The organism is Streptomyces sp. 8P21H-1, assembly GCF_013302945.1.
Genome location: NZ_JABTYA010000313.1, coordinates 1 through 5,200, shown reverse-complemented (window position 1 = coordinate 5,200; position 5,200 = coordinate 1). Strand labels below are relative to the sequence as shown.

3 protein-coding genes and 1 pseudogene are annotated in these 5,200 nt (G+C 73.3%); 2 read left to right on the top strand and 2 right to left on the bottom strand.

The window, feature by feature from the left end; translation table 11 throughout:
* Nucleotides 1–205: 205 nt before the first annotated feature.
* Nucleotides 206–1,645 carry an NADP-dependent phosphogluconate dehydrogenase gene (gene gndA, locus HO151_RS06565; protein ID WP_173895148.1) on the bottom strand — a complete coding sequence of 480 codons (1,440 nt, stop codon included), beginning with the start codon at nucleotides 1,643–1,645 and terminating at the stop codon, nucleotides 206–208.
* Nucleotides 1,646–1,972: 327 nt separating this feature from the next.
* Here gndA and HO151_RS06560 point away from each other — a divergent pair, with 327 nt between their 5' ends.
* Nucleotides 1,973–3,142 (top strand): transglycosylase family protein, encoded by a 1,170-nt coding sequence (locus tag HO151_RS06560; RefSeq protein ID WP_173895147.1) that lies wholly within the window; start codon nucleotides 1,973–1,975, stop codon nucleotides 3,140–3,142.
* A gap of 46 nt (nucleotides 3,143–3,188) precedes the next feature.
* Here the strand turns inward: HO151_RS06560 and HO151_RS07530 are convergent, their stop codons facing one another.
* Entirely contained in the window at nucleotides 3,189–4,589 is a 1,401-nt protein-coding gene (locus tag HO151_RS07530) for a DMT family transporter (protein WP_254594782.1), read from the bottom strand.
* A gap of 261 nt (nucleotides 4,590–4,850) precedes the next feature.
* Between HO151_RS07530 and HO151_RS07525 the strand changes: the two are divergent.
* Nucleotides 4,851–5,200: pseudogene (locus HO151_RS07525) on the top strand (hypothetical protein); the annotation flags it as partial.

The window sequence follows — 5,200 nt, the reverse complement described above, 5'->3', positions numbered from 1 at the left end:
CCCCGAGCCCGGTGCCGCAGCCGCCCCCGAGGCCGGCCCCCGGCCCGGACCCGACCCCGGCCCCGGAGCCCCAGCCGGGCCCCCTGGGCTGACGGCGCGGCAGAGCCGGTGGGGGCGTTCTCAGGGGCGTGGGGAACCACGCGACCGGCGCCGGCCCCCACCGGCCCTCAGCCCGTCACGGGCCCTCAGCCCTTCTTACGGGCCCTCAGCCGGACACCTCGGACCGGTCCCCGCCCCACAGCGTGTGGAACGACCCCTCCCGGTCGGTCCGCCGGTAGGTGTGCGCGCCGAAGAAGTCCCGCTGACCCTGCGTGAGCGCCGCGGGCAGCCGCTCGGCGCGCAGCGCGTCGTAGTACGCCAGCGCCGCCGCGAACCCGGGCGTCGGCACCCCCTGCTGCACGGCGGAGACCAGCACCGCGCGCCAGCCGTCCTGCGCCGCCGCGATCTCCTGCGCGAACGTGTCGTCGGAGAGCAGGCTCGGCAGGTCCGCGCGCGCGTCGTAGGCGGCGCGGATGCGGTCGAGGAACGCCGCCCGGATGATGCAGCCCCCGCGCCAGATCGAGGCGACCGCGCCCAGGTCGATGTCCCAGCCGTACTCGGCGCTGGCGGCCGCGATCTCGTGGAAGCCCTGCGTGTACGACACGATCTTCGACGCGTACAGCGCCTGCTCCACCCTGTCGGCGAAGGCCGCCGCCTCGGACTCGTCCAGCGTGGACGCCGTCGGCCCGGCCAGCCCGCGGGAGGCCTCGCGCAGCGCGCCGTGGCCCGACAGGGAGCGGGCGAACACCGCCTCCGCGATGCCCGACACCGGCACACCCAGGTCCAGCGCGATCTGCACGGTCCAGCGGCCCGTGCCCTTCTGCTCGGCCTGGTCCTGGACCACGTCCACGAAGGGCTTGCCCGTCGCCTCGTCCACGTGCGACAGGACCTCGGCGGTGATCTCGATCAGGTACGAGTCGAGCCGCCCGGTGTTCCAGGTGCGGAAGATGTCGGCGATCTGCGCGGGCGAGTAACCGGCCACGTCACGCAGCAGCTGGTACGCCTCACCGATCAGCTGCATGTCGGCGTACTCGATGCCGTTGTGCACCATCTTCACGAAGTGCCCGGCGCCGTCGGGGCCGACGTGCGTGACGCACGGCGCGCCGTCCTCGGCCTTCGCGGAGATCTTCTCCAGCATCGGGCCGAGCGAGTCGTACGACTCGACCGGGCCGCCCGGCATGATGCTCGGGCCGTGCAGCGCGCCCTCCTCGCCGCCGGAGATGCCCGCGCCGACGAAGTGGATGCCCTGCTCGCGCAGCTCGCGCTCCCGGCGCCGGGTGTCCGCGAAGTGCGCGTTGCCGCCGTCGATGATCATGTCGCCGGGCTCCAGGAGCGGGGCGAACTCCTGGATCACCGCGTCGGTCGGCTCACCGGCCTTCACCATGATCACCAGACGGCGGGGCCGCTCCAGCGCGGCCACGAACTCCTTGGCCGTCTCCGTCGCGACGAAGTCGCCCTCGCTGCCGAACTCCTCCACCAGCGCGTGCGTACGCGCCGCCGTCCGGTTGTGCAGAGCGACGGCATAGCCGTTCCGCGCGAAGTTGCGGGCGAGATTGCGCCCCATCACCGCGAGTCCCGTGACGCCGATCTGCGCTGAGTTGCTCATACGGTTTGGCTCCTAAGATCCTGTGATCACTGTGCCGGGCCCGCCCGCCGGCATCGCCCACCGACCATGCTGACGTGCCGGTTCCCGGACCGCACATCCTGCCCTGCCGACGGTGTGTACGCAGCCGAAGCGTCCTTGCCTCAGTGTTCCGGCGAACTCACGGCGAACTTCACCCCCACACCTGCCGCGGGCATACACACCAACGGCGGGCAACGAAGGTGCATTCCCGGTCACTTGGCGGAATGAGGCGGCCGACAGCCCTCTTGTCACGGCCTGTTAGCAGCGTTTACTTTGGCCGCTCCTGACGCTTGTCGAGGGGGCACCTTCATGGCCGTACGCGGCCGGCACCGCCGGTATCAGCCCAACAGGATCAACCGCGCGTCGCTCACGGTCACGGTGGGCGGTGCCGGAATGGCGATACCGCTCATCGGCACCGGCGTCGCGAACGCGGCCGACGTGGACACCTGGAACAAGGTCGCCGCCTGCGAGTCCACGAACAACTGGCGCATCAACACCGGCAACGGCTACTACGGAGGACTGCAGTTCAGCCGGTCCACCTGGGAGGCCTACGGCGGCAGGGCCTACGCGGCACGCGCCGACCTCGCCACCAAGGACCAGCAGATAGCCGTCGCGGAGAAGGTCCTCAAGGCGCAGGGACCGGGCGCCTGGCCCGTCTGCTCGCAGCGGGCGGGGCTCACCCGCGGTGGCGACAGCCCGGACATCGACCCCTCCGGCACCTCCACGCGGACCACCGGGCGCAAGGTCGACGTGCAGCCGCAGACCACGCCGCAGTCCCGGGCCGGCACCGCTGAGATGTACACGGTCGTCCGCGGCGACACGCTCTCCGGCATCGCGGGCACCCGTGAGGTGCGGGGCGGCTGGCGGGGGCTGTACGACGCCAACCGCGAGACCGTCGGCTCCGACCCCGACCTGATCGTCCCCGGCCAGCGGCTGAGCCTGCGCACGAAGGCCGCGCCGGGTGCCGGAGGCACCTCCTCCGAAAAGGCCGGCAAGAAGGAACAGAAGCAGCAGAAGCAGCAGCAGAAGAAGAAAGTCGAGGACAAGCCGGAGAAGAAGGTCCGGTCGGTCACGCACACCCTGTCCGCCCCGGTGAGCGCCGGGACCGGAACGCCGTACCACGCCACGGGCTCCTCCTGGTCGAAGGGCTACCACACGGGCGTCGACTTCCCGGTGCCCACCGGTACCTCCGTCAAGTCGGTCGCGGCGGGCACCGTGGTCACCGCGGGGTGGGGCGGCTCGTTCGGCTACCAGGTGGTCGTCCGGCACGGCGACGGCCGCTACAGCCAGTACGCCCACCTGTCCGCGATCTCCGTACGGGCCGGGCAGAGCGTGGGCAGCGGCCAGCGCATCGGCCGCTCGGGCTCCACGGGCAACAGCTCGGGCCCGCATCTGCACTTCGAGGTGCGGACGGGGCCCGGGTTCGGCAGCGACATCGATCCCATCGCCTACCTGCGTGCGGGTGGCGTCAGGCTGTGATCGCGGGACGGCCGCCAACGCCGGGCCACGGCGCGGGAACGCGCCGTCACGCCCTGACGCACGAGTGCGTCCCCACCGGGGCGGGCAGCAGGAGGGGCGGGTACAGGATGCCGTAAGAGGCACCCCGGAGCCATGGAGCCCCGCCCGGACCACCCGGACCGTCCGGACCGCCCGGCACCTCGCCGGACGGCCGGGGCCCGGGCCCTTGGGAACCGGACGGCGGAGGACCGTTGGAACCGAGCGGCGGCACCGGTGCCGCCGTCCGCCCGGAGGCGAACGGTCCGGCGGCCGTCGCGAGTGCCTCCCCGGGTACCCGGGGAGGGTCGGCGGAGGCCGGTACCGTCTCATCGATGCCGCCGGCGAAGGAGTGCGCCACCTCGCGGGCAGCGGCCCCCGTGAACGTTTCTCCTCGCGCCCCGGCCGCCGCGACCACCCGCTCGCGCGCCTCCGAGGAGATCCCACGGCGCACGGAGACCGGGCCGCCCTGACCGGGAAGCACCGCGGCCTTCCCCGCCACGAAAGGGCTCGGCGCGGCTTCCACGGGGGCGGCGGCCGGAGACGCCGTTCCGGCAGCCGGCGGAACCGGCCGCGTACGTTCCGTGCCGTCGGGCCGCTCCGTGCCGCCGAGCCGCTCGGTGGTGAGCAGGATCAGGCCGCCCGCGGCGACGACCCCGCAGCCCAGGGCGAGCACCGTGCCCGTGGTGCCGTACCGGAACGTCTCGCCGAACATGGTGAGGCCCACCGCGGCGGCCACGATCGGGTTCACGACGGTCAGCGTGGCCAGCGGGGCCGCGAGACCGGCGCCCCGGTAGGACGCCTGCGACAGCAGCATCCCGGCGGTCGCCAGGACGCCGATCACGGCGAGGCTCGGCAGATCGGCGAGCACGACACCGCCCGTCCAGTCCACCGCGACGGTCTTGGTGAACACCGAGGACATGCCGAAGGCGACACCCGCCGCGACGGCCAGCAGCACGCTGCGCACGGCCGGATGCCGGTGCGCCGCGCGGGCCGCCGTCATCAGCGCCACCACGGCGCCGCCGGTCACCAGGCCCACCACGGCACGCTGGGTGCCGCTCAGGGACTGGGAGTCCGCCGTGCCGACCAGTGCCAGCAGTCCGGCCAGCCCCACCGTCGCCATGATCGCGCCCCGCCAGGCCGTCGCCCCGGCCCTGCGGCGCACGAAGACGGCCGCCATGGGCAGCGCGAACACGATGGTCAGCGCGCCCAGCGGCTGGACCAGGCTGAGCGGCCCGTAGGCCAGCGCCACGACGTGCAGCAGCGCGCCGAGCGCGTTGAGACCGACCGCCGCCCACCAGACGGGCCGGCGCATGGGGGCGTACGCGTGATCGGGGGTGGTCGCGGCGACGCGTTCCTGCACGATGGCCCCGCCGGCGTAGGCGACGGCGGAGACGAGAGAGAGCACCACGGACAGCACGAGTGCACTCATGTGTCGCTCCTCTGCGTGGGACGGACGCGCCCTGTCGGGCGGGGCGTCCGGTGCGGCGAACGGTCGGCTTCCATGGTGATGACGATCCCTTGCGAAAGGCTCTGTGTCGTCGTCCCTGAGCAGTCATTGGGTCCTACTGCCGATGGAGTACGTACCGGACCCCGTCCTCCCCAGGTCTGGTGACACCCACTGCAACCCGCCCGCCCGCGTCCTTATGCCCCCTCGGTGTACTCGATCTCCGTCTTGGTGTACTTGGTCCCCATGGATTCCGCCCCGGGCCCCGACCGGCCCGCCTCCCTCACCTCCTCCGCCTCCCCGGCTTCCCTCACCTCCGCCGCCTCCCCGGCTTCCCTCACCTCCGCCGCCTCCCCGGCTTCCCTCACCTCCGCCGCCTCCCCCGCCTCTCCCGGGGGGTTCTTCGTCCTGCGCACCGGACGCCCGCCGCTGCCGACGCTCGCGGAGGTCTACGCGCCGCGGAACGCCGTCGCCGGGCCCGATCCGCTCACCCGCCGTGTCCGCAGGGTCGTGCGGTCGCTGGCCGCCCCGGAGGCGCGGATCGGGGCCTCGGTGGCACAGCAGGGCCTCGCCGCCCGGCTGTGGTCGGTGGCCCT

What these genes read in the sequence shown, in the direction of transcription:
- gndA (WP_173895148.1), bottom strand. Translation starts at nt 1,645, where the DNA reads ATGAGCAACTCAGCGCAGATCGGCGTCACGGGACTCGCGGTGATGGGG.
- HO151_RS06560 (WP_173895147.1), top strand. Translation starts at nt 1,973, where the DNA reads ATGGCCGTACGCGGCCGGCACCGCCGGTATCAGCCCAACAGGATCAAC.
- HO151_RS07530 (WP_254594782.1), bottom strand. Translation starts at nt 4,589, where the DNA reads ATGAGTGCACTCGTGCTGTCCGTGGTGCTCTCTCTCGTCTCCGCCGTC.